The sequence below is a fragment of the Roseovarius nubinhibens ISM genome, assembly GCF_000152625.1.
GTDB lineage: Bacteria > Pseudomonadota > Alphaproteobacteria > Rhodobacterales > Rhodobacteraceae > Roseovarius > Roseovarius nubinhibens.
On sequence record NZ_CH724156.1, the window covers coordinates 3,554,739 to 3,576,288 of the forward strand.

The following is a 21,550-nucleotide window of genomic DNA, read 5'->3' on the forward strand; positions in this document are numbered from 1 at the left end:
TCTGACAGCAGAGCTCAGATCACCACCAGTTCCGGCCCCGCAAAGGGGCTGAGCCGCTCGGCCCCGCCCGCGCGGATAACGATATTCTCCTCATGCACCATGAGCCGCCCGGGCCCGGTCTCGACCCCCGGCTCGAGCGTGATCACCATGCCCTCGGCGAGCACAGTCTCGTCGCGCGGCGAGAGCGACAGCCCCTCGGTCAGCTGCAGCCCCAGCCCATGGCCGAGCCGCCCCGCCTCTTCGCCGCCGCCGGTGATCGCCGCCATCGCCGCAAAGACATCGCAGGCCCGCGCGCCCGGACGCGACGCCTCGAACCCCGCCGCGGTCGCCTCGATGAGCTGCGCATGCGCGCCCGCCGCCACGGCGCTCGGCGCGCCCACCGCGAAATTCCGGTCGTAATCACAGAAATACCCGTCACGGACCGCCCCGGTGTCGAGCATGAGAACATCGCCCCGCGCCAGCGGCACATCTGAAGCGGGCGAAATCACATCGCCATAGCCATCCGGCCCCGCGCCTCCCGCCAGATAGGAGACGAACTCGGCCCCCTCTTCGAGCAAGAGCCGCTGAAAATCGCGAAACACCTGCGCCAGGGCCACGCCCTCGCGGGCAATCTCCGGCACCCGGGCGAAACTGCGCCCCGCCACCGCACAGCTGGCGCGGATCTTGTCGATCTCGGCCTCCGATTTGATCGCCCGCAGCCGCGCCGTGATCCCCGCATCATCGCGAAACGTGAGCCCGCTGTCGCACTGCACCCGCGCATAATCCGCAAGGCTCATGCGCAGGCTGCTCTCCGGCCCGGACGGCAGCGCCACCGGCCCGCCGGTTTCGCGCAGCGCCTCGACCAGAAGGCTCACCCCCTCGTCACGCGGATTGGGCGCGGGCCATGTGCGAATGTCCTGCACCCAGGTGCTCTGCATCAGCGCCGCGCCAATCGACGGGATCACCGCCACCGGATCGCCCTGCGCCGGCAGGATGAGAAACCAGGGCCGGCTCGGGCTCTCCCAGAACCGCGTCAAAAACCCGCTGAAATAGCGAAATTCCGGCTCGGTGGTGAGCAAGATCGCCCCGATCCCCGCCTCGGCCATGAGCGTCTGCGCCTTGTGCAACCGCCCGCGAAACTCGGCCTCGGCAAAGCCGCGCATCACCCCGCGCCCTCGCTCAGGATGCACAAGGGCCGCGCGCCTTCGGGCAGGGTCATCTGCGCCAGCGCCGCCAGCCCCGCCGCCCCCGATGTGGTGGTGGCAAAGCCAAGCGCGCTCAGCTCATCGAGCACCGCGAACGCCTCTTCCTCGGAAATGAGCGCAAAGGCATCCGCATCCCGCGCCAGCCCCTTCAGCGCAATGAGCGACGCCTCCTTGCAATCGAGCCGCCCCATATCCGACGCAGGCCCTTCGGCGGTGACAAACCGCCCCGCCTCGATCGCCCCATAGAGCGCCGCCGCCCGGTTCGGCTCGACCACGATGATCTTGGGCGCATCGCCCCAGACATGGCGCATATAGGCCGCCATCGCCCCGGCGAGCCCGCCCACCCCGGCTTGCAAGAACACATGGGTCGGCACCTCAGTCAACTGATCGACGATCTCCGCCCCCATGGCGAGATAGCCCTCCATCAACCGATGCGGAATTTCGGTATAGCCCGCCCAGGACGTGTCGAGCAGTAAGGTCCAGCCATTGTCCTCCGCCGCCCTTTGCGCCGCGACCATGCTGGCCTCGTAATCCGCGCCCTCGATCACCACCTCTGCGCCCTGCGCCCGCAGCCGCGTGGCAAAGCCAGAGGGCACTTCTTGCGACAGGTAGATCACCGCCCGCGCCCCGAACCGCGCCGCGCCATAGGCAACCGACAGTCCGTGATTGCCCGCGCTCGAGGTCACAAATGTCTCGCCCGCCAAGGCCGTCGCCCGATCACCGCCCCGCGCACGCGCCATATGCGCAATCACATAGGCCGCGCCCAACGCCTTGAAGGACCCAAGCCCCATGCGCCCGCTCTCATCCTTGATCCAGACATCGACGCCAAAGGCCTCTACTCTGGTCAGCGGCGTGACCTCCGAGGGCAGATATTCCGCCATCACCGCCCGCGCTGCCGCCGCATCCACCGACGGTGCCGGCACCGCCTCGAGCTCGGCCAGATCGAGCCCCGCTCCCCGATAGGGATTCTTGAGAAACTTCATCGCCCTCTCCTCACCTTCTGCCACCGCACCAAGGGGCGCAACCGCCCCCTTTTCTCGTCCCTCCTAGCCGTGACAGCCTTTCCCGCTTTGCGCAAGGGATTTGAAAACCGCATTAGTTTTCACGCAATCCCAAGGGCTTACACCAAAATCACGCAATCTCTGTGGAACACTTGCCGGTCTCGCGGCTTGTCTCCCCGTAACAGCAAGGGGCACCGCCCCACAGATCGTGGCAAGGCCAAGGCCAACCCCACGGAACGCAATGAATTCAGGAGGATAGACATGTTTATCCGTGACATCGCACTCACCGCCGCCCTCGCAACAACCACCGCCATGGGCGCCTATGCCGCCTCGCTCGACAGCGGCATCAATGTCGAAGGCAAAGTGATGGAAGACGGCGCACAGGTTCAGACCGAAACCACGCTCGACACCGACATCCGCGAAGTCGAAGGCAAGACCCAGACCAACGTCGGCCTCGAGACCAACAAGCAGCTCGTGGCAGACGCCACGGTCAAGGATCTCGGCCCCGATGACGTCCGGGGTGACACCGCCGAGGACGAGTTCGACCGCATCTTCGTCGCCGCCAAGGCCGGCACCGAAGTCCGCACCTCGGATGGCGAGCTGATCGGTACCGTGATCGAAGCCCGTGAAACCGATGACGAGAACGGCGCCATCGTCTTTGTCGACGTCGCCGCCGATGCTGACATCCCGGCCAAGACCGTGGGCTTCACGCTCGACACGCTGAACGTGGCCACCGCCGGCACCATCGAATACGGCGCCGAGATGAGCCATCTGCGCGGCCATGTGCTCGCCAATATGTAAGCTCTAGGCCTTTATGGGCCACAGGCTTCGGGGGGCACCCTCCCGCCCCCCAATCTCCCCGAAACGGCCCGGACATCGCGTCCGGGTCGTTTTGCTGTGGGCTAAGCGGGAGAGCCGCGCCCCCGCCCCCTTTCCCCCATCCCCGCAATCGCCTAAAGAAGGCCCATGCCGCAAAAGGGGAATCGGAGCAGATGCAAGAACCTGCCATCACGCCGGAACTGATCGACGCGCACGGGCTCAAGCCCGATGAATATGATCGCATCCTGGAGATCATCGGCCGCGAGCCGACGTTTACCGAGCTGGGCATCTTCTCGGCCATGTGGAACGAGCATTGCTCCTATAAATCCTCCAAGAAATGGTTGCGCACCCTGCCGACCACCGGCCCGCAGGTGATCTGCGGCCCCGGCGAAAACGCCGGCGTGGTCGATATCGGCGATGGTCAGGCCGTGGTCTTCAAGATGGAAAGCCACAACCACCCCTCCTATATCGAGCCCTACCAAGGCGCGGCCACCGGCGTCGGCGGCATCCTCCGCGATGTCTTCACCATGGGCGCGCGCCCCGTGGCGGCGATGAACTCGCTGAGCTTTGGCGAACTGTCGCACCCGAAAACCCGCCAGCTTGTGCATGGCGTGGTCGAAGGCGTCGGCGGTTACGGCAATTGCTTTGGCGTGCCCACGGTGGGCGGCGAGGTCCGCTTTGACCCGGCCTATAATGGCAACTGCCTGGTGAACGCCTTTGCCGCCGGTCTCGCCGATGCGGACAAGATCTTCTACTCCGCCGCCTCGGGCGTCGGCATGCCCGTCGTCTATCTCGGCGCCAAGACCGGCCGCGACGGCGTCGGCGGCGCGACCATGGCCTCGGCCGAATTCGACGACACGATCGAAGAGAAACGCCCCACCGTTCAGGTCGGCGATCCCTTCACCGAAAAACGCCTGATGGAGGCGACGCTCGAACTGATGGCCACCGGCGCGGTGATCTCCATTCAGGACATGGGCGCCGCAGGCCTCACCTGCTCGGCCGTGGAAATGGGCGACAAGGGCGGGCTCGGCGTGCGGCTCGATCTCGATTCCGTGCCGCAGCGCGAAGCCAACATGACCGCTTATGAGATGATGCTCTCCGAGAGCCAGGAGCGGATGCTCATGGTCCTCAAGCCCGAGCTCGAGGCCGAGGCCCGCGCCGTCTTCGAGAAATGGGATCTCGATTTCGCCATCGTCGGCGAAACCATCGACGAAGACCGCTTCCTGATCCTGCATCAGGGCAATGTCATGGCCGATCTGCCGCTGTCGAAACTCTCCTCGACCGCCCCGGAATATGACCGCCCCTGGGAGGAAACCCCGGCCCCCGCAGCCCTCACCACCAACCTGCCCGACAGCGACCCTGTCGAGGCCCTGCGCAAATTGGTGAGCTCGCCCAACTACTGCTCGCGGCAATGGGTCTATGAACAATATGACACGATGGTCATGGCCGACACGGTGCGCGGCCCCGGTCTCGGCGGCGGTCTGATCCGCGTCCATGGCACGGAAAAACTGCTGGCCTTCACCTCCGACGTGACCCCGCGCTACGTCAAGGCGAACCCGGTCGAAGGCGGCAAACAGGCGGTGGCCGAGGCCTATCGCAACCTGACCGCCCTCGGCGCGACGCCGCTCGCCACCACCGACAACATGAATTTCGGCAACCCCGAGAAACCCGCCATCATGGGTCAGTTCGTCGGCGCCATCAAAGGCATCGGTGCCGCGGTCGAAGCGCTCGACATGCCGATCGTCTCGGGCAACGTGTCGCTCTATAATGAAACCGACGGCAAGGCGATCCTGCCCACCCCCACCATTGGTGCCGTGGGTCTCATCGCCAGCGAAGACAAGGCCATTCTCGGCGCGGCCCAGCCCGGCGACATCGCCCTTCTGGTGGGCGACACCCGCGGCCACCTGGGCCAGTCGGCCTGGCTTGCCGAGGTGCTTGAGCGCGCCGAAGGCGACGCGCCGCCGGTCGATCTCGCCGCCGAGAAACGCAACGGCGATTTCATCCGCGACAACCACGCCTCGATCCGCGCCTGCACCGACCTCTCCGACGGCGGGCTGGCCCTCGCGGGCTTCGAGATGGCCGAGGCCGCAGGCACCGGCCTCGCCCTCACCCCCGCCAGCACCGGCGATCTCTTCGGCGAAGACCAGGCCCGCTACCTGCTGGCCGTCGCCCCCGATCAACTCGCCACGCTGCAAGAGGCCGCCCAGGCCGCCGACGTGCCGCTCACCCAGGTGGGCAGCTTCGGCGGCGACCAGATCGCCCTCGGCTCGGCCTCTGTGCCGCTGGCAGAGCTCGCCACGCTCTACCGCACGAGCTTCGGCCGCTATTTCGCCTGAGCCCCACCGCTCTTTCTGGTTTCAAATACCCAAAAACAACGCCCGCCGGTTCCCCCCGGCGGGCGTTCTGCATCGAGGGCCAGAAACTTCACCCCTGAAACAGCCCTTTGATCACCCCCGGCCCGCTCTGCACCAGCCAGGCCGACAGCGCCCCCTCAAAGAGAAAATGATCCACCCCAAAGACCAGCGCCACCAGCGTCAGCCATTGCAGCGGCCGCGTGACGATACTGTGCAAGAGCTTGAGCCCATAGGCCACCGCCGCAAAGGCCAAAAGCGCCGCCCCCCAGGCCAGAGGATCCGGCGCAAAGGCGCGATAGGCGAGATAGGCCGCAAGCCCCCCCAAGACCCAAGCCGCGAGGCGCAGCTTGGGCGGCAGCGGCGTCATCGACCGGCCCCCAACCCTGCCGCCCCCGCCGCGCATCTGGCGGTCCATATTGTCCTGCTGCAGCTTGCGGATCGGATCAACGACAAGCCCGCGCCCGCCGCAATGCCCGCAGATGATATTGCCATGCCTGCCGCTGCCGCCGCAGCCCGAGCATATGGTTAACGGATCCCCCATCTCGCCATCCCCTTGTGTTCCCCGGGGCAACTATACCAAAAATTGGCGTTTTTTGCGATCCTCTGGCATGCTGGTTCCCGGGATCCCGGCCGTATCTCCGGCTCCGATCCCCCGGAGGCCCCCGCCCTGGCCCATTCCGCCACTGCGCCGCAAGCCTCCCACCGACCGCGTTACGAGCATGTGTGCGCCCCGATCCCTGTCACCGGGCAATTCCAGACAAAGGACATCCGCCAATATCCCAAAAGGGAGGGACAGATCATGCGACATCTCACATTGGCACTGCTCTTGGGCGCGCTCGCCGCCCTCCTCCGACCCGCCACGGCCCAGACGGCCCATAGCGACGAGACCCTCGGCGTCTCCTTTGCCCTGCCCCAATCCGACTGGCTCGAGCTAGAAACAACCGCGCCCATCCGCTTTGCCATCGGCAACCTCACCACGCCCGAGGCCAGCCAGGGCGCGCTCTGGCGCGCCTGTTTCCTGCAAGGCGGCCCCTATCCCGAGGCCATGACACCGCCGCAAACCACCGGCGATTTGCTCTCGGACATGACGGCTGAAGGCGCCGAGATCTTCGCCCGCTCGCGCGGTGACGGGCTCGCCCGACAGGGCTACACGCTCGACAGCGCCGAGGCCACGCCGCGCCAGGACGGCTACCCGAGCTGGGACTACCACGCCACCGGCGAGATCCAAAGCGTGCCCGTGACCCTCACCGCCCGCACGCTCTTCCTGAAAACCACCGTCGCCACGCTCTCCTGCGAGCTCTACCCCGGCAACGCGCCGCAAGGCACCGATCTCGGCGCCACACGGGCCGAGATCACCCAGATTCTCGCCAGCCTCGCGCCCCTGCCCGCCGCCGCCCTCCCCCAAGGCACCGCCAGCAAAAGAGCCGACCGCACCGACAGCCTCCTCGCCACCATCGGCCGCGGCATCGGCATCGTGATCCTGGCGCTCTTCGCCATCCTGCTGACCCGCCGCCTGACCCGCCGCAAACGCCGCTGAGCCCCCTCATTCTGGTCCCAAATACCCAAAGAAAAACGCCCGCCGATCCCCCGGCGGGCGTTTCATATCGCAACCACAGCCTCACACGGGGCCGCCAACCTCAGGCGTTGGCTTCGCGGATCTTCTCGGCGGCGTCCTTGTCATAGGTCACGCCATTTTCCTCGAACAGCGTGTCCAACTCCCCCGAGAGCGTCATCTCGGTGATGATGTCACAGCCGCCCACGAACTCGCCCTTCACATAGAGCTGCGGGATCGTCGGCCAGTCGGAATACTCCTTGATCCCCTGCCGGATCTCCTCATCCGCCAGCACGTTCACATCGGCGTAATTGACACCCATATAGTTGAGCACCCCCGCCACGCGGCTGGAAAACCCGCATTGCGGCATTTCCTTGGTGCCCTTCATATAGAGCACCACGTCATTGGATTTGACGGTCTCGTCGATCCGGGTCTTTGCGTCACTCATTGCTCATGTCCTTGTCTCTAGATCTCAGTCGGGCGCCTTGGTGGTGAGCGCCAGCGCGTGCAGCTCGCCGTTTGACCCGTCCATCTTACCCTTGAGCGCCGCATAAACGGCGCGTTGCTGTTGCACGCGGTTCTTCCCGCGAAAGCTTTCGTCGATCACCTCGGCTGCAAAATGCGCCCCGTCATCGCCCTGCACGCTGATCCGCGCATTGGGAAAGCTCTCACGGATCAAAGCCTCGATATCGCTTGCGAGAATGGCCATCGCGCCCTCCTTGGTGGTTCCTCTCACGAGATAGAGTGCCACCGACCCAAGCGCAAGGCAAAGCCCTCTTGCACCGCGCTGCGCTCTCGGCCAATCATGCCCCATGACCGATGCCAACGCCCCCTCGCCCGATCCAACGACCCGCTGGGGCATCGTCGCCACGGTCAAGGCTGACTGCGACGCGATCCTCGATTTCGCGGCCCATCACCTGGCGCTCGGCGCGCATCGCATCCACCTCTTTCTCGACGAGGACAACCCAGAGGCCCGCGCGGCCCTCGCCACCCGGCCCCGGGTGCAGGTCACGGTCTGCGACGACGCCCATTGGGCCCGCTGGGACGGCCGGCCCGAAAAACATCAGGCCCGCCAGACGAAAAACGCCACCTTCGCCTATCGCCGCCGCCCCGGGGTCGACTGGCTTGCCCATATCGACGTGGATGAATTTCTCTGGCCCGACCGGCCCATCGGCGAACAGCTCGCCGCCCTGCCCGATGACACCGACGTGGTCCGGGTCTATCCCGTCGAGGCGCTGGCGCCGGTGGATGACAGCGCGCACCCCGGCCTCTGGTTCAAATCCTACGCGCGCCAACAAGCCATGCGCCGCCGCCAGACCGCCGAGATCTACCCCGAATTCGGCCCCCATCTCAACGGCGGCTTCCTGAGCCATGTGGCGGGCAAGGTCTTTATCCGCACCCGCATCCCCAAGGTGAATTTCCGCATTCACAACGGCTTTGTGCGGGGCGAACAGCTCAGCGCCGAGACCTCTTTGGCAGAGACCAAGCTCTGCCATCTCCACGCCCGCGATTTCGACCATTTCCTGCAGGCCTATCGCTACCGGCTGGCGCGGGGCAGCTACCGCGCCGATCTCAAACCGGCGCCCACCCCGGATGGCGCGGGGCTCAACCTCAATGCGCTCTTCTCCCTGCTCGAGACCGAGGGCGGCGAGGCGGCGCTGCGCCGCTTCTACGCCGAGGTCTGCGAGGCGAGCCCCGCCCTACGCACCCGGCTCGCGGATCATGACCAGCTGCACCGGATCGATCTCGATCTTGCGGCGAAACGGGCCCGGTTTTTCCCGCAAACCGCGTCAACTGTTGCCAAATAGGCGACAAAGCACCGCTTAACCCCCGCATTGTGCGCACATAATCACAACAGATTGCCACCAAGCCCAATCTGCGCTACATGGCCCCAAGGGATCGTTAATTGCGACGAACCGCAAGGGCCGCGTGGGCCCGATCCCAATCATGACGGCGGGCCGGGAAAGTGTCCGCAAACAGCGGATACACATGACAAAATTCTCTGAGCTGAACCTCAACGCAAAAGTTCTCAAGGCCATCGACGAGGCCGGATACGAAAGCCCGACACCGATCCAGGCGGGCGCGATTCCCCCCGCCCTCGAAGGCCGCGACGTTCTGGGCATCGCCCAGACCGGCACTGGCAAGACCGCCAGCTTTACCCTTCCGATGCTCTCGCTTCTGGCCCGTGGCCGGGCCCGCGCCCGGATGCCGCGCAGCCTCGTGCTCTGCCCGACCCGCGAATTGGCGGCACAGGTGGCGGAAAACTTCGACACCTATTCCAAACATCTGAAACTGACCAAGGCGCTGCTCATCGGCGGGGTCAGCTTCAAGGAACAGGAACAGATCATCGACAAGGGCGTCGATGTGCTCATCGCCACGCCCGGCCGCCTGCTCGACCATTTCGAGCGCGGCAAGCTGATCCTGTCGGACGTCAAGGTGATGGTCGTGGACGAAGCCGACCGGATGCTCGACATGGGGTTCATCCCCGATATCGAACGCATCTTCGGCCTGACCCCCTTCACCCGTCAGACGCTCTTCTTCTCGGCCACCATGGCCCCGGAAATCGAACGTATCACCAACACCTTCCTGTCGAACCCGGCACGGGTCGAAGTGGCCCGTCAGGCCACCGCCTCCGAGACCATCGAACAGGGCGTGGTGATGTTCAAAGGCTCGCGCCGCGACCGCGAAGCCTCCGAGAAACGCAATGTCCTGCGCAAGCTGATCGACGCCGAGGGCGACAAATGCACCAACGCGATCATCTTCTGCAACCGCAAGACGGATGTGGATATCGTCGCGAAAAGCCTCAAGAAATACGGCTATGACGCGGCGCCGATCCATGGCGATCTCGACCAGTCTCAGCGCACGCGCACGCTCGAATCCTTCCGCGCTGGCGACCTGCGCTTCCTCGTGGCCTCCGATGTGGCGGCCCGTGGTCTCGACGTGCCCTCGGTGAGCCATGTGTTCAACTTCGACGTGCCGAGCCATGCCGAGGATTACGTCCACCGCATCGGCCGCACCGGCCGCGCCGGGCGTGACGGCAAGGCGATGATGATCTGCTCGGCCCGCGACGAAAAGAATTTCGACGCCATCGAAAAGCTGATCCAGAAAGAGATCCCGCGCATCGACAACCCGCTCGGCACCGCCCCCTCTGACGAGGGCGACAATGCCAAGCCCGACAGCGCCGAAGGCGACAAGCCGAAACCGCGCCGCACCCGCAGCCGTCGCGGCAAATCCGACAGCGCCCGCGACACGGCCCGCGACACGGCTGATGCCGCCCCCGCAGAGGCCACCGAGGCGGTCGCGACCAAATCCGACGCGCCCGCCGTGGCCGCGACAGAGGCAGAACCTGTGGCCGACACGGTCGAGGCGACCCCGGCCAAATCCGCCGACAACGACGACAAACCGCGCAGCCGCAGCCGCAGCCGCCGGGGCAAGCCCGCCGAGCCCGCCGAGCCCGCCGAGGAGAACGCCAGCGACACGCGCGAACCGCGCGAGAGCCGTGAAAATCGCGAAAACCGCGACCGCTCGCGCGGCGGTCAATCGCGCGGCCAGCGTGGCGGCGGCCAACAGGGCAAAGGCCCCGTCGGCATGGGCGACCACCTGCCCAGCTTCATCGCGCTGAGCTTTGAGGAGCGGATGACCGGCTAAGCCCGGTCACCGACCCCCTTTCCTTTACCGACAGCTCGCAACGCTGCGATCGACCTTGCCGCCAATGGTGGGTTCGGGAAATTGCACCTGCACGCTGCGCTGCCCCTTGTCGCCGATGGCCACCCGCGTCTTGCGGGTGAAATCGCCCTCGCTCGTCTCGAGCCGCACGGAAATCTCGACCTCGCGCCCCGCCCCGTCGAGCCCGGCGGTGACATGGGTCACGATCCCATAGTCGAACTCGCCATTGACGATGAACGCATCCTCCGCGTTGCGAAGCGCCAATATCTTGCAGGTGCTGAGCATCTGACCGCCAAGGCTGCGCATCACCAAGATCCCCACCAGAAGCAGCACCACCGCCCCACCGGCCATCTTGAGCCGCCCGATCCACACCCCCGACGGCCCCGGATTGTCGAGCCCACAGCTCGGGCAGGTCTTCGCCGCCTCTGAAATCTGATGCCCGCACTCGCGGCAATTCGTCAGCCCCATCTCGCATCCTCCCCAAGAACGCTCCACTCCCCACCCCATGCAAGCGCGCAAACCCGCCGCGTTTCAACTCTTTTTTCGGCCTCTGAAACGAGAAAAGCCCTCCCCGTCACGCGAGACGGGAAGAGCTCTGATACCCTGCCCTGCGGCAGAAATCGCCCGGAACGGCCTCAGCTCAACCGGCTGATCACCACCGTCACCTCGGGCTTCTTGCCGATCTCGCCCTGCGTCGTCTGACGGGCGATCCGGCGCAGCTGCTCTTCGAGCTTGTCATCATCGGCAAGCGTCTTGTCATCCGCCCGGCCCAGAAACTGATCGAGATCGGCCTCGAGCACATCGACCAGCGGCGCATTGCTGCTCCCCTGCTCGGCCAGCCCACGCAGCTCGCACCACGGCTCGCCCAGCGGCGCGTCCTCTTCGTCGAGGATCACATTGACCATCACATGCCCGTTGAGCGCCATCCGGATGCGGTCCCGCACGATCCCGTCCAGCGCCCCGTATTTCACCGACCCATCGAGATAGGTCCGCCCGGTGTCGATATATTCCGCCACCTTGGGCGCCTTGCCGGTGAGATCGATCATCATCCCGTTGACCGCGAGAATACCCTTGATCCCCCGCTTGTCGGCCAGCTTCACATGCTCGCGCAGATGGCGATGCTCGCCATGCATCGGCACCAGGATCTCGGGCTGCAATATCTCATGCATCGTCTCGAGATCGGGCCGGTTGGCATGGCCCGACACATGGTAGAGCCCGGAACTGTCGTCGATCACATCGACGCCCTTCTCGCTGAGCTGGTTGACGATGCGCAGGACACCGCGCTCATTGCCGGGAATGGTCTTCGAGGAAAAGAGGAACATATCCCCCTCTTTCAACTCGATCCCCTGATATTTGCCATTGGCAAGCTGCGCACTCGCGGCGCGGCGCTCGCCCTGGCTGCCGGTCACGATGAGCATGAGGTTCTCGCGCGGGATATTGCGCGCGTCCTCGGGGCTCACCGTGCGCGGGAAATCGGCGAGAACACCGGTCTCGATCGCGGCCTCGATCATCCGCCGCATCGCCCGCCCCAAGAGGCAGACCGAGCGCCCGGCGCGCTGCCCGGCCTCGGCCAGCGTCAGAACCCGCGCCACGTTGCTGGCGAATGTGGTGGCGACAAACACGCCCTCGGCGGTGCCGACGAGCTTTTCGATCTCGCCGCCGACGCTCGATTCCGAGCGCCCGGGATGGCGCGACATCACATTGGTGCTGTCACAGGCGAACACCTTGACCCCCGGCTTCGCCACCTCTTCCCAGAGCTTGCGGTCGAACGCCTCGCCCACGATCGGGTTCTCGTCGAGCTTGAAATCGCCCGAATGGACGATCCGCCCCGCCGGCGTGTCGATGACCAGACCCGAGCTTTCGGGGATCGAATGCGACAGCGGCACAAAGCCCACCTGAAACGGACCGGCCTCGGTCATCTCGGGCCAGGCCGATACGGTGGTCACCGCCTCATCGGGATGCCCATGCTCGCCCATCTTGCGGCGCGCGATATTGGCGGTAAAGGCTCGCGCATAGACCGGCGCGCCCAGCCGATCATAGAGATGCGCCACAGCGCCGACATGGTCCTCATGGGCATGGGTGATGAACACCGCCTCGAGACGGTCGCGGTTCTTGGCGAGCCAGGCGATATCGGGCATGATCAGATCAACGCCCGGCGTCGTGTCCATATCCGGGAAGGTCACGCCGAGATCGACCAGGATGAGCCGCTCCTTGCCCGGTTTGCCATAGCCGTAAACATAGGCATTCATGCCGATTTCGCCCGCGCCGCCCAGGGGCAGGTAGATCAGTCTGTCGCTGCTCATATGTCCTCAGCTCTCTTTCTTGTTCTTACATCTTCTGGTTATACGCATGGATCACGGTGAGACCATGCATCGTCAAATCTTCTTCTATCGTATCAAATAGCTGCGTTCCCTGCGCAAACAAGGGCGCCAGCCCGCCGGTCCCGATCACCCGCATCGGCCGGTCATACTCGGCCCGAATACGCGCGCAGATCCCTTCGACCAGCCCGACATAGCCCCAGTACACCCCTGACTGGATGCAATCCACCGTATTCGTACCGATCACCTTCTGTGGCGTGGTCACATCCACATGCGGCAGCGCCGCCGCCGCCATATGCAGCGCCTCAAGGCTGAGGTTCACCCCCGGCGCGATCACCCCGCCGACATAGGCGCCATCCTCGGCCACCACGTCGAACGTGGTGGCGGTGCCGAAATCGACCACCACCAGATCGCCGCCATGGCGGTCATAGGCCCCCGCCGCATTGACCAGACGGTCGGGCCCGACAATCGTGCCCTCATCGACACGCGGCGCTTGCGGCAGCGCGCAATCGGGCTTGCCCACCACCACCGGGCGACAGCCAAAGAACCGGTCCGCGAAAACCCGCAGATTGAACACAACCCGCGGCACGGTCGAGGAAATGATCACATGTTGAATGTCCGGGGTGATGCCGTAATGCGCCACCAAAGTGGTGAACCAGGTGAAATAGGCATCCGCCGTGCGCGCATGATGGGTCGAGGTGCGCAGGGTGCAGAGGAATTTCTCCCCGTCCCAGATCGAAAACACCGTGTTGGTATTGCCGCAATCAATCGCCAGAAGCATCGCGCCGCCCTTCCCTAGAAAAACACATCCGCCGCCGGGATGGCGATGCGCCCGTGGGCGGTGGATAATACAAGATTGCCCGTCGCGTCCACTGTCTCGAACGTGCCCTCATGGCTGTCACGGGTGGTGCGCGCGGTGATCACCTCGCCGATCTTCGCCGCCCGCGCGAGCCAGGCTTCGCGAATGGGCGCGAACCCATAGGTCACGAACTGCGTCTCATAGCGCGCATAGGCCGGGGCCAGCAGATCGAGAAACTCTTCCGGCGTCACCATCACCCCCGCCTCGGACAAGAGCGACACGGGCCGCACCGCGCCCGGCTCGACCTCGCCCGCGCCGGGGGCCTCGCGCAGATTGACCCCGATGCCGATGGCGAAATGCGACAGGCCACCGCCGCTGCCCGCGCTCTCGAGCAAGATCCCGGCGAGCTTGCCGCCATTGAGCAGCACATCATTGGGCCATTTGAGGCTCACCCCCGCCGCGCGGCCCGTCGCATCGACCACCGCATCAAACAGCGCCAGCGACGCCACAAAGGACCGCAGCGCCACCTGATCCGGGCTCTCGGTCGGGCGCATGACCAATGTGGCGGCGAAATTGCCCACCGGGTTGGCCCAGGCGCGGCCCCGCCGCCCCCGTGCCGCCGTCTGTTCCAGCGCCAGAATCCATTCCGGCCCCGCCAATGTCGGCGCGATCCGCGCGGCCTCGGCATTGGTGCTGTCGACCCGCGCCAGCACCCGCCGCCCATAGCCTTCCGGCCAGTTCATCATGCGCCATCCCCCTGACCGCGTTTCTGCGGCTCGCATTTCATCTTCCCGCGGTGATACAGGCTGATGCGGCCAAGGCAAAGCCCCCGCTTGCTCTGTCGCCCCCGTGGCACCGCCCTTTGGTGACGCTCTCTTGACCCCATCGTGATACGCCCCGCCGAATTTTCCCATCCCCCGCCGGGGCATGGCCGATAGCCTTGACGCCCCCGATAGGCTAAACTTGTCCAAACCCCACGCAGGCAAGGAAAATCCCATGGAAGGTATGCTGTTTCAGGCGACGATCTACTTGGTTGCAGCGGTCATCGCCGTACCGCTCGCCTCGCGCCTGGGACTGGGCTCCGTTCTGGGCTATATCGCCGCCGGTATCCTCATCGGTCCGGTGCTCGGCCTCGTCGGCCATGAGACCCATGATTTGCAGCATGTGGGCGAATTTGGCGTGGTGATGATGCTCTTCCTCATCGGGCTCGAGCTCGAGCCAAAGGCGCTGTGGGACATGCGGCACAAGCTCATCGGTCTCGGCGGCATGCAGGTGGTGCTCACCACGCTGGCCGTCATGGTGGTGGCGATGCAGCTCGGTCAGGTCTGGAGCGTGGCGCTCGCCATCGGCATGATCTTCGCGCTCTCCTCCACCGCCATCGTGCTGCAAACCCTGTCGGAAAAGGGGCTGATGCGCACCGGCGGCGGCCGCTCGTCCTTTTCCGTGCTGCTGACCCAGGACATCGCGGTCATTCCGATGCTCGCCTTCATCCCTCTCCTCGCCCTGCCCCAGACCCCCGAATCCGTGCTCGGCGACGCACTCAAGAAACTGATGGCCGGCGAAGGCAAGCACGAGGTCGCCCCCGCCCATGAGGCCGCCGTCCATTTCATCGAAAGCCTGCCGTCCTGGGGCGTGACCCTCGTCACTTTCGGCGCGGTCGCGGGCATCATCGTCTTTGGCGTCTACCTCACCCGCCCGATTTTCCGCTTCATCCACGCCGCCAAGCTGCGCGAGATGTACACCGCGCTGGCCCTGCTCATCGTCGTCTCGATCTCCTTTCTGATGAACCTTCTGGGCCTCTCACCCGCGCTCGGCGCCTTCCTCGCCGGGGTGGTCCTCGCCAACAGCGAATTCCGCCACGAGCTCGAAAGCGACATCGAACCCTTCAAGGGCCTGCTCCTCGGCCTCTTCTTCATCACCGTCGGCGCCGGCATCAACTTCGCCGTGCTCTTCGCCCTGCCCGCGCTGATCCTCGGCCTCACCCTCGCCGTCATCGTGATCAAGGGCATCGTCCTCTATTGCCTCGGCCGCGTCTTCGGCCTGCGCCGCCGCGATCTGTGGCTCTTCACCCTGTCGCTGGCCCAGGCCGGCGAATTCGGCTTCGTGCTGATCTCCTTCTCGAAACAGCAAAACGTCCTGCCCCGCCAGATCGACGAGGTGCTGCTGCTGGTGGTCGCCCTCACCATGCTGATCACGCCGCTGCTCTTCCTGCTCTACGACTGGATGTCGCGCCGCATGACTGAAACGAACGACCTCCCCGAGCCCGACCAAATCGACGACAAGGGCCAGGTGATCATCGTCGGCATCGGCCGCTTCGGCCAGATCGTCCACCGTCTGGTGCGCTCGGCGGGCTTTTCCACCGTGGTGCTCGACCGCGACCTCTCCGCCATCCAGCGCATGCGCCGCTTCGGCATCAAGAGCTTCTTCGGCGATCCCACCCGCCCCGAGATGCTGATCGCCGCGGGCCTCCGCGAGGCGCGCGTGCTGGTGGTCGCCATCGACGACCCGCAGGCCTCGGTCCGGCTGGTCCATTTCGCCCGCCGCGAACGGCCCGACCTGCACATCATCTGCCGCGCCCGCGACCGCACCCATGTCTTCCGCCTCTATCAGGCCGGGGCCAATGACATCGTGCGCGAAATGTTCGACGCCTCGCTGCGCGCCGGGCGCTATGCGCTGGAAAACCTCGGCCTGTCGGAATTCGAGGCGGCGGAACTGGAAACCACCTTCTACCATCACGACCGCCATTCGGTGAAGGAACTCGCCGCGCTGTGGAACCCGGACATCCCGACGGTGGAAAACGCCGCCTATATCGCCCGCGCGAAAGAGCTCGAATCCGAGCTCGAAACCATGCTGCTCAGCGCCATGGAAGAGGCCGCCGCCACCGAGGATAAGAAAACCGCCTGACCCCTACTTGCCGCACCCACAGCAGCGCGGTGATCAGCGTCGCCGCCGCCTGCGCCATGGCAAACCCCGCCATCGCCTCTCGCAGGCCGACCCGCTCGGCCAGCGCGCCGCTCGCCATCACCGGCAGGGCAAACCCCACATAGGCATAGACAAAAAGCCCCGCCACCGCCCGCGCCCGCTCCTCTGGTGCGGCCCGCGACACCTCGGCCAGCGCCGCCAGATAGGTGAACCCATAGCTCGCCGCGCTGGTGAGGCAGGCCCCCGCCAGCACCGGCCAGAGCAGGCCCAGCCACACCCCCCACAAGAGCACCGCAAACCCCAAGGGAACGCAGAAAAAGCCAAGCGCCAGCGCCCGCCCAGGCCCCATCCGCCGCGCCAGCGGCTGACAGAGAAACCCTATGAAAATCGCCAGAAAGATCACCAGCCCACCCCAGCCGCCAAGCCCCCGCGCGCCAAGCTCAAGTGGCACCACCGCGATCACCATCCCCGTCGTCGACCAGGCAAGCGCCATCGCCACGCCATACACCCAAGTGCCACGCGCAAAGACCGGCAACCGCAGCGGCGACACCGCCCGAGGCCGGTCCACCCGAGGCAGCGCCAGCACCCCAAGCACCAGCCCCGGCACCGCCAGAAACAGCGCGACATAGCTCGCCGGCAACAGCGTCGCCCCCTGCACCCCAAGGCTGATCCCCGTCGCCAAGGCCCCGCCGCCAAAGCCCAAAGACGTGGCCGAGGTCACCACGAGCGCTGCCCGCCCGGCCCGCGCCTCGCCCATGATCTCGGCCATATAGGCCGTGCCCGCCGTCGTCGCGAGCGCCGTCCCCACCCCGAGCAGGACCCGCGCCGCCACAAGGCTCGACCAGCCGGGCCAGACCACCAACATCCCCGTCGCCACCCCGCCAAGGCCCAGCGCCAGCGCAATCGGCCCCCGCCGCCCCACCCGGTCCGACAGCCCGCCGAGCAGCACAAGCGTCGGCATCAGCCCCGCCACATAGGCGGCAAAGCCGATGGTCACCGCCATCGCCCCACGCCCGCTCCCGGCGGCATAGGTCTCATAGAGCGGCGCCTGCAGATTGACCGCGAATGTCACGGTAAAGAGGCTGAGCGCCAAGAGCGGCACGGCAAGCGGTTTCATCATGGACTGCGCTCCTGATTGGCAAGGGTCTCGCTGCCCCGGCATGGCACGCCGCGCCTATCCATGACAATTTTTAGATTGTCCTAAGGACAGCGCCCCGCCATGCTCTCCCCACGCGCCCCGAGCCGAAGACCTCCCGAGACCGGACGAGACCAAACATGCCCCAGGCCCGCTACCTCCGCCTCGCAGATCAGATCGCCGCCGCCATCGACCGTGGCACGCTCGCCCCCGGCACGCGGCTGCCCACCCACCGCGCCTTTGCCGAACGCTTTGGCGTGGCGCTCGCCACCGCCACCCGCACCTATGGCGAATTGGAACGGCGCGGGCTGGTCACGGGCGAGGCCGGGCGCGGCACCTTCGTGCGCGATCCGGGCCTGCCACTCAGCCTCGGGATGCAGCAGGGCACATCCGACGGGCTTCTCGATCTCGTCTTCAACATGCCCGGCGACAGCGGCGATCCCGACATGCTCCGCGCCGGGCTGAGACGCCTCGCCACGGCGGGCGATCTCGAGGCCATGCTGCGCTATCAGCCCCATGGCGGCCGCCCTCATGAACGCCGCCTCATCGCCGCCCATCTCGAACCATCCCTTGGCGACGGGTTCGGCCCGCTCGACCCCGATCACCTCTTGATCACCTCCGGCGCGCAGCACGGGCTCGCCATCACCGCCCTCGCCCTGTTCAAGCGCGGCGATCTCATCGCCAGCGACGCGCTCACCTATCCCGGGTTCAAATCCGTGGCCTCCCTGCAGGGCATCGACCTCGCCCCGGTCGACAGCCTCGCCCACGCAGGCGGCGTCATGGACCCCGACGCGCTCGACCGGCTCTGCCGCACCCGCCCGGTCCGCGCCGTCTATCTCATGCCCACCGTCCACAACCCGCTTGGCGCGGTGATGGACATCGCCACCCGGCACCGCATAATCGCCGTGGCGCAGGCCCATGACCTGCTGATTATCGAGGATGCGGCCTATGCGTTTCTCGACCCCACCCCGAGGCCGAGCCTTCTTTCCCTCGCCCCCGAGCGCACGATCCATATCGGCGGCTTTTCCAAGAGCCTCGCCACCGGGCTGCGCCTTGGCTATCTCATCGCGCCGCCCAGCCGCATCGCCCCGCTGATCGAGGCGATCCGCGCCACCACATGGAACGCGCCGGCGCTGATTTCGGGGCTTGTCGCGGGCTGGATCGAGGATGGCACCCTCGCCCGCTCGGAAGAGACCCGGCGTCGCGACGGGGCCGATCGGCAGCGTCTCTGCCGCGACTGTCTCGCCGGTCTCGCCGGTCTGCCGCTCCTGTCGCACCCCAACGCGGGCTTCGCTTGGCTGCCGCTCGACCGGGGCCTGCGGGCCGAACCCATCGTCTCACGGCTCAAGACGCGCGGCGTCTCGGTCTCCGGGGCCGAAGCCTTCGCCACGACCCAGGCGGTGCCGCAGGCGCTCCGCCTCGCCTTCGGCGGTCTGGCCAAGCCCGATCTCACCGCCGCCCTACGCACCGTCGCCGAGGAGGTAAACGCCGCCCGTGCGCAGCCTTAACCGTGCGCAGCCTTAACCGCGCGTCTGCCACGGGGCCGGGCCGCGCCTCCCCATACAGTCGCTTTACCGTCGTAATACCGACGTCATACCGAAAAAGCGCCCAAACCCCCTCAACGCGCTGCCGATTAACCCGGCGGCACGCAGGTTTTACGGCGCATTCATGGATGAAAAACGCAGTTTATGTAGTTGAAATTGCTTGATTACCCATCAGACACGCCAGCCTCTGCAAAGGTCGCCATGCCGCTATGACAGGCCAGCGCGCCCTTGAGGATCGAGATCGCCAGCGCCGCCCCCGAGGCTTCGCCCAATCGCATCCCGAGCGATAGGATCGGGGCCTTGCCCAACCGCTCCAGCAGCGCCCCATGCGCCCCCTCGGCGCTCAGATGCCCGGCCACGCAATGATCCAGCGCCCCGGGCGCGGCCACCTCCAGACAGGCGGCTGAACTTGTGCAGATAAACCCATCCAAAATAACGGGAATTCGCAAATGCCTTGCCCGCAAAATGGCCCCCGCCATGGCCACCATTTCGCGCCCGCCTAGATGCCTCAGCGCCGCCATCCCGTCGCCCTTCACCCCCGGATGCGCCGCCACGCCCCGCGCCACAACCTCGGCCTTGCGCTTGAGCCCGGCATCATCCACCCCGGTCCCCCGCCCGGTCCAGTCCTCAGCCTCCCCCCCAAACACCGCCAAAGCCACCGCCGCCCCCGCCGTGGTGTTGCCAATTCCCATCTCACCCACAACGAGCAAATCACATTTTGGATCAACAGCTTGCCAGCCATCCCTCATGTGCTCAAGAAAGCTCTTTTCGCCCATCGCAGGGGCCTTTGTGAAGTCCTCCGTGGGGGTCTCCAACCGCAACGCATACACGTCCATCCGCGCCCCTGAGACGGCGCTCAATTGGTTCACCGCAGCACCGCCCGCTTGGAAATTCGCCACCATCTGCGCGGTGACTTCTTGCGGAAACGGCGACACGCCCTGCGCCACAACCCCATGATTACCTGCAAAAACAATGACTTGCGGCGACTTCAGCACAGGCCGCGCCTCCCCACGCCAGCCCGCATACCAGATCGCCAGCTCTTCCAGCCGCCCAAGCGCCCCCGGCGGTTTCGTCAAAACCGCATCCCGCGCCCGAGCCGCCTCTTCCGCCGCCCCGTCCGGCCCCGGCATCTCCGCCAGCAAACCCGCCAGCTCGCTCATCGTCTTCGGCCCGTCCTGCATCTCAGCCCCCTGTTGCGCTATCACCCGCGCCTGTGTATCCCATTTCGTCAGGCAAGATGCAGCCAAATTCACCCGGATCGGAAGGGGAAAACGACATGAGTCCAAGAGCTTCGGAACTGGTCACCGCCTTCAGCCTGCTGAGCCGCCTGCCGCTGCCGCGCGGCGTCGCCGATCCCGACCTCAACGCGGCCTCCGCCTGGGCCTATGGCGCGGTGGGGCTCGGTCTCGGCCTCCTGGCGTCGCTCGCCATGCTCTGCGCCACGCTGATCGGCCTGCCCGCGCCTCTGGTGGCCCTCACCGGGCTTGGCACGCTCATCGCCCTCAGCGGTGCGATGCATGAGGACGGGCTCGCCGATGTGGCCGATGGGTTCTGGGGCGGTTGGACGCAAGAGATCCGGCTCGAGATCATGCGCGACAGCCGCATCGGCACCTACGGCGTCGTGGCGCTCATCCTTTCGCTCGGTGCGCGGTGGGTAACGCTTTGGTATCTTATTGAAATCTCGACCGGTTTTGCCTGCGCCGCGGTGATCGCCAGCGCTGCGTTGTCGCGGGCGCTCATGCCGTTTCTCATGGCGCTGCTGCCGCATGCCCGCAAGGATGGGCTGTCGCATGGGGTGGGCCTTGTCAGTCTTGAAAACGCTTGGCTGGGCCTCGCCATCGCGCTTATCCCGGCGCTGATTTTCGCGGGCTTTGGCGTGTTCCCGGCGCTGTTCTGGGCGGCCCTGCTGACCTGGGGCATGGCGCAGCTTGCACAAGCCAAGATTGCCGGTCAGAGCGGCGATGTTCTGGGGGCCACACAGCAGGTGGCGGAGATCGCGATCCTTGCCTCGCTACTGATTTAAGCCAGCTCCAAACACACGAAAAAACCGCGCCCCGAGGGACGCGGTTTTCTAGCGGTATTACGTCAGTAACGCGTCGGTGTCAGGCCGCGCGCGACACCAGCACATCGCCGACCTGCTTGGCTGCGGCAACTTCGTCATTGCCGTTCACCGCCGCCACTTCGCGGGTCAGACGTTCGAGCGCCGCCTCATAGAGCTGACGCTCGGAGTAGCTTTGCTCGCGCTGATCATCGGTG

General features: G+C 65.9%; 19 protein-coding genes and 1 pseudogene. 8 read left to right on the forward strand and 12 right to left on the reverse strand.

Annotation, left to right across the window (positions count from 1 at the left end):
• Window positions 1-14: 14 nt before the first annotated feature.
• Together ISM_RS16985 and ISM_RS16990 are read right to left on the reverse strand one after the other, a co-directional pair.
• Window positions 15-1,142 carry a M24 family metallopeptidase gene (locus tag ISM_RS16985; RefSeq protein ID WP_009815440.1) on the reverse strand — a complete coding sequence of 376 codons (1,128 nt, stop codon included), beginning with the start codon at window positions 1,140-1,142 and terminating at the stop codon, window positions 15-17.
• Window positions 1,142-2,167: a pyridoxal-phosphate dependent enzyme gene (locus ISM_RS16990; protein ID WP_009815441.1), complete on the reverse strand. Its 1,026-nt coding sequence runs from the start codon at window positions 2,165-2,167 to the stop codon at window positions 1,142-1,144. The genes ISM_RS16985 and ISM_RS16990 overlap by 1 nt, the downstream gene beginning before the upstream one ends.
• A 279-nt stretch (window positions 2,168-2,446) precedes the next feature.
• On the opposite strand from ISM_RS16990, the gene ISM_RS16995 reads away from it, so the two are divergent.
• Window positions 2,447-2,986 (forward strand): hypothetical protein, encoded by a 540-nt coding sequence (locus ISM_RS16995; RefSeq protein ID WP_009815442.1) that lies wholly within the window; start codon window positions 2,447-2,449, stop codon window positions 2,984-2,986.
• 191 nt (window positions 2,987-3,177) lie between these two features.
• Window positions 3,178-5,340, forward strand: coding sequence for a phosphoribosylformylglycinamidine synthase subunit PurL (gene purL / locus ISM_RS17000; protein ID WP_009815443.1), 2,163 nt, complete (start codon window positions 3,178-3,180; stop codon window positions 5,338-5,340).
• 88 nt (window positions 5,341-5,428) lie between these two features.
• On the opposite strand, the gene ISM_RS17005 is transcribed toward purL, so the two are convergent.
• Window positions 5,429-5,899 carry a hypothetical protein gene (locus ISM_RS17005; RefSeq protein WP_009815444.1) on the reverse strand — a complete coding sequence of 157 codons (471 nt, stop codon included), beginning with the start codon at window positions 5,897-5,899 and terminating at the stop codon, window positions 5,429-5,431.
• Between the two features lie 258 nt (window positions 5,900-6,157).
• Between ISM_RS17005 and ISM_RS17010 the strand changes: the two genes are divergently transcribed.
• Window positions 6,158-6,895, forward strand: coding sequence for a hypothetical protein (locus tag ISM_RS17010; RefSeq protein WP_009815445.1), 738 nt, complete (start codon window positions 6,158-6,160; stop codon window positions 6,893-6,895).
• A gap of 100 nt (window positions 6,896-6,995) precedes the next feature.
• Here ISM_RS17010 and grxD read toward each other — a convergent pair whose 3' ends face one another.
• Window positions 6,996-7,358, reverse strand: coding sequence for a Grx4 family monothiol glutaredoxin (gene grxD / locus ISM_RS17015; protein ID WP_009815446.1), 363 nt, complete (start codon window positions 7,356-7,358; stop codon window positions 6,996-6,998).
• Window positions 7,359-7,382: 24 nt separating this feature from the next.
• Window positions 7,383-7,619: a BolA/IbaG family iron-sulfur metabolism protein gene (locus tag ISM_RS17020; RefSeq protein WP_040618191.1), complete on the reverse strand. Its 237-nt coding sequence runs from the start codon at window positions 7,617-7,619 to the stop codon at window positions 7,383-7,385.
• A gap of 103 nt (window positions 7,620-7,722) precedes the next feature.
• Here ISM_RS17020 and ISM_RS17025 point away from each other — a divergent pair, with 103 nt between their 5' ends.
• Window positions 7,723-8,718 carry a glycosyltransferase family 2 protein gene (locus ISM_RS17025; protein ID WP_009815448.1) on the forward strand — a complete coding sequence of 332 codons (996 nt, stop codon included), beginning with the start codon at window positions 7,723-7,725 and terminating at the stop codon, window positions 8,716-8,718.
• A 181-nt stretch (window positions 8,719-8,899) separates the two neighbouring features.
• Window positions 8,900-10,558 carry a DEAD/DEAH box helicase gene (locus ISM_RS17030; RefSeq protein ID WP_009815449.1) on the forward strand — a complete coding sequence of 553 codons (1,659 nt, stop codon included), beginning with the start codon at window positions 8,900-8,902 and terminating at the stop codon, window positions 10,556-10,558.
• Window positions 10,559-10,582: 24 nt separating this feature from the next.
• Here the strand turns inward: ISM_RS17030 and ISM_RS17035 are convergent, their stop codons facing one another.
• The 4 genes from ISM_RS17035 to ISM_RS17050 all read right to left on the reverse strand — a co-directional run bounded on the left by ISM_RS17035 (window position 10,583) and on the right by ISM_RS17050 (window position 14,439).
• Window positions 10,583-11,044: a zinc ribbon domain-containing protein gene (locus ISM_RS17035; RefSeq protein WP_009815450.1), complete on the reverse strand. Its 462-nt coding sequence runs from the start codon at window positions 11,042-11,044 to the stop codon at window positions 10,583-10,585.
• 167 nt (window positions 11,045-11,211) lie between these two features.
• The gene (locus ISM_RS17040; protein ID WP_009815451.1) at window positions 11,212-12,879 is read right to left on the reverse strand and encodes a ribonuclease J; all 1,668 of its coding nucleotides are present in this window, start codon (window positions 12,877-12,879) and stop codon (window positions 11,212-11,214) included.
• A 25-nt stretch (window positions 12,880-12,904) separates the two neighbouring features.
• The gene (locus ISM_RS17045) at window positions 12,905-13,675 is read right to left on the reverse strand and encodes a type III pantothenate kinase (protein ID WP_009815452.1); all 771 of its coding nucleotides are present in this window, start codon (window positions 13,673-13,675) and stop codon (window positions 12,905-12,907) included.
• 14 nt (window positions 13,676-13,689) lie between these two features.
• Complete coding sequence (locus ISM_RS17050) at window positions 13,690-14,439, reverse strand: biotin--[acetyl-CoA-carboxylase] ligase (RefSeq protein ID WP_009815453.1); 750 nt, start codon at window positions 14,437-14,439, stop codon at window positions 13,690-13,692.
• A 250-nt stretch (window positions 14,440-14,689) separates the two neighbouring features.
• Here ISM_RS17050 and ISM_RS17055 point away from each other — a divergent pair, with 250 nt between their 5' ends.
• Window positions 14,690-16,597 (forward strand): cation:proton antiporter domain-containing protein, encoded by a 1,908-nt coding sequence (locus ISM_RS17055; RefSeq protein WP_009815454.1) that lies wholly within the window; start codon window positions 14,690-14,692, stop codon window positions 16,595-16,597.
• On the opposite strand, the gene ISM_RS17060 is transcribed toward ISM_RS17055, so the two are convergent.
• Complete coding sequence (locus tag ISM_RS17060) at window positions 16,548-17,735, reverse strand: MFS transporter (protein WP_009815455.1); 1,188 nt, start codon at window positions 17,733-17,735, stop codon at window positions 16,548-16,550. The two genes, ISM_RS17055 and ISM_RS17060, sit on opposite strands and share 50 nt — an antisense overlap.
• Window positions 17,736-17,890: 155 nt before the next feature.
• Here ISM_RS17060 and ISM_RS17065 point away from each other — a divergent pair, with 155 nt between their 5' ends.
• Window positions 17,891-19,258 carry an aminotransferase-like domain-containing protein gene (locus ISM_RS17065; protein ID WP_009815456.1) on the forward strand — a complete coding sequence of 456 codons (1,368 nt, stop codon included), beginning with the start codon at window positions 17,891-17,893 and terminating at the stop codon, window positions 19,256-19,258.
• 200 nt (window positions 19,259-19,458) lie between these two features.
• On the opposite strand, the gene cobT is transcribed toward ISM_RS17065, so the two are convergent.
• Window positions 19,459-20,475, reverse strand: coding sequence for a nicotinate-nucleotide--dimethylbenzimidazole phosphoribosyltransferase (gene cobT / locus ISM_RS17070; RefSeq protein ID WP_009815457.1), 1,017 nt, complete (start codon window positions 20,473-20,475; stop codon window positions 19,459-19,461).
• Window positions 20,476-20,570: 95 nt separating this feature from the next.
• Between cobT and ISM_RS17075 the strand changes: the two genes are divergently transcribed.
• On the forward strand, window positions 20,571-21,317 hold the full coding sequence (locus ISM_RS17075) for an adenosylcobinamide-GDP ribazoletransferase (RefSeq protein WP_009815458.1): 747 nt from the start codon (window positions 20,571-20,573) through the stop codon (window positions 21,315-21,317).
• Window positions 21,318-21,396: 79 nt separating this feature from the next.
• Here the strand turns inward: ISM_RS17075 and ISM_RS17080 are convergent.
• A pseudogene (locus ISM_RS17080) lies at window positions 21,397-21,550 on the reverse strand (CarD family transcriptional regulator); the annotation flags it as partial.

What these genes read in the sequence shown, in the direction of transcription:
- ISM_RS16985 (WP_009815440.1), bottom strand. Translation starts at nt 1,142, where the DNA reads ATGCGCGGCTTTGCCGAGGCCGAGTTTCGCGGGCGGTTGCACAAGGCG.
- ISM_RS16990 (WP_009815441.1), bottom strand. Translation starts at nt 2,167, where the DNA reads ATGAAGTTTCTCAAGAATCCCTATCGGGGAGCGGGGCTCGATCTGGCC.
- ISM_RS16995 (WP_009815442.1), top strand. Translation starts at nt 2,447, where the DNA reads ATGTTTATCCGTGACATCGCACTCACCGCCGCCCTCGCAACAACCACC.
- purL (WP_009815443.1), top strand. Translation starts at nt 3,178, where the DNA reads ATGCAAGAACCTGCCATCACGCCGGAACTGATCGACGCGCACGGGCTC.
- ISM_RS17005 (WP_009815444.1), bottom strand. Translation starts at nt 5,899, where the DNA reads ATGGGGGATCCGTTAACCATATGCTCGGGCTGCGGCGGCAGCGGCAGG.
- ISM_RS17010 (WP_009815445.1), top strand. Translation starts at nt 6,158, where the DNA reads ATGCGACATCTCACATTGGCACTGCTCTTGGGCGCGCTCGCCGCCCTC.
- grxD (WP_009815446.1), bottom strand. Translation starts at nt 7,358, where the DNA reads ATGAGTGACGCAAAGACCCGGATCGACGAGACCGTCAAATCCAATGAC.
- ISM_RS17020 (WP_040618191.1), bottom strand. Translation starts at nt 7,619, where the DNA reads ATGGCCATTCTCGCAAGCGATATCGAGGCTTTGATCCGTGAGAGCTTT.
- ISM_RS17025 (WP_009815448.1), top strand. Translation starts at nt 7,723, where the DNA reads ATGACCGATGCCAACGCCCCCTCGCCCGATCCAACGACCCGCTGGGGC.
- ISM_RS17030 (WP_009815449.1), top strand. Translation starts at nt 8,900, where the DNA reads ATGACAAAATTCTCTGAGCTGAACCTCAACGCAAAAGTTCTCAAGGCC.
- ISM_RS17035 (WP_009815450.1), bottom strand. Translation starts at nt 11,044, where the DNA reads ATGGGGCTGACGAATTGCCGCGAGTGCGGGCATCAGATTTCAGAGGCG.
- ISM_RS17040 (WP_009815451.1), bottom strand. Translation starts at nt 12,879, where the DNA reads ATGAGCAGCGACAGACTGATCTACCTGCCCCTGGGCGGCGCGGGCGAA.
- ISM_RS17045 (WP_009815452.1), bottom strand. Translation starts at nt 13,675, where the DNA reads ATGCTTCTGGCGATTGATTGCGGCAATACCAACACGGTGTTTTCGATC.
- ISM_RS17050 (WP_009815453.1), bottom strand. Translation starts at nt 14,439, where the DNA reads ATGATGAACTGGCCGGAAGGCTATGGGCGGCGGGTGCTGGCGCGGGTC.
- ISM_RS17055 (WP_009815454.1), top strand. Translation starts at nt 14,690, where the DNA reads ATGGAAGGTATGCTGTTTCAGGCGACGATCTACTTGGTTGCAGCGGTC.
- ISM_RS17060 (WP_009815455.1), bottom strand. Translation starts at nt 17,735, where the DNA reads ATGATGAAACCGCTTGCCGTGCCGCTCTTGGCGCTCAGCCTCTTTACC.
- ISM_RS17065 (WP_009815456.1), top strand. Translation starts at nt 17,891, where the DNA reads ATGCCCCAGGCCCGCTACCTCCGCCTCGCAGATCAGATCGCCGCCGCC.
- cobT (WP_009815457.1), bottom strand. Translation starts at nt 20,475, where the DNA reads ATGCAGGACGGGCCGAAGACGATGAGCGAGCTGGCGGGTTTGCTGGCG.
- ISM_RS17075 (WP_009815458.1), top strand. Translation starts at nt 20,571, where the DNA reads ATGAGTCCAAGAGCTTCGGAACTGGTCACCGCCTTCAGCCTGCTGAGC.